The organism is Nonomuraea terrae, assembly GCF_004348995.1.
Lineage (GTDB): Bacteria > Actinomycetota > Actinomycetes > Streptosporangiales > Streptosporangiaceae > Nonomuraea > Nonomuraea terrae.
The window spans coordinates 1-993 of sequence record NZ_SMKQ01000455.1; the positions used below are offsets into that span (position 1 = coordinate 1).

The window sequence follows — 993 nt, forward strand, 5'->3', positions numbered from 1 at the left end:
AGTTGTGACCCTCCCACGGCATGAACGCCACCAGGAGGTTCTTGCCCAGCGCCATCTCACCGTTGTCGGTGCAGGGGCCGTCGGCGATGACCTGGTTGACCTCGACCCGGTCGCCCTCGGCCACGATCGGCTTCTGGTTGACCGAGGTGCCCTGGTTGGAACGCTTGAACTTCGCCACGCGGTACGTCGTCCGCGTGCCGTCGTCGTTCATGACCGTGACGTAGTCGGCGGAGACCTCCTCGACCACACCGGCCTTCTCCGCGCCGATCATGTCGCCGGCGTCGGTCGCGGCACGGTACTCCATGCCGGTGCCGACCAGCGGCGCCTCGCTCTTGAGCAGCGGCACCGACTGGCGCATCATGTTCGCGCCCATCAACGCGCGGTTGGCGTCGTCGTGCTCCAGGAAGGGGATCATCGCGGTGGCCACCGACACCATCTGGCGCGGCGACACGTCGATGTAGTCGACCTCCTCGGCCCGGGCCAGCTCCGTTTCACCGCCCTTCGTACGAACCAGCACCCGCGCCTCGGCGAAGGTGCCATCGGGGTGGAGCGCCGTGTTCGCCTGCGCCTTGACGAAGCGGTCTTCCTCGTCGGCCGTGAGGTAGTCGATCTGGTCGGTCACCTTGCCTTCGACGACTTTGCGGTACGGCGTCTCGATGAAGCCGAAGGCGTTGAGCCGGCCGTACGACGCGAGCGAGCCGATCAGGCCGATGTTCGGGCCTTCAGGGGTCTCGATCGGGCACATCCGGCCGTAGTGGGACGGGTGCACGTCACGGACCTCGAAGCCGGCCCGCTCACGTGACAGACCACCGGGCCCGAGGGCGTTCAGACGCCGCTTGTGCGTCAGGCCGGCCAGCGGGTTGGTGTGGTCCATGAACTGCGACAGCTGCGAGGTGCCGAAGAACTCCTTGATCGACGCCACGACCGGGCGGATGTTGATCAGGGTCTGCGGCGTGATCGCCTCGACGTCCTGCGTCGTCATGCGCTCGCGCA

The 993-nt window shown here is 67.2% G+C and carries 1 pseudogene; it reads right to left on the minus strand.

Annotated elements, in window-relative coordinates:
- Positions 1-993 (minus strand): annotated as a pseudogene (locus E1286_RS47330) (DNA-directed RNA polymerase subunit beta); the annotation flags it as partial.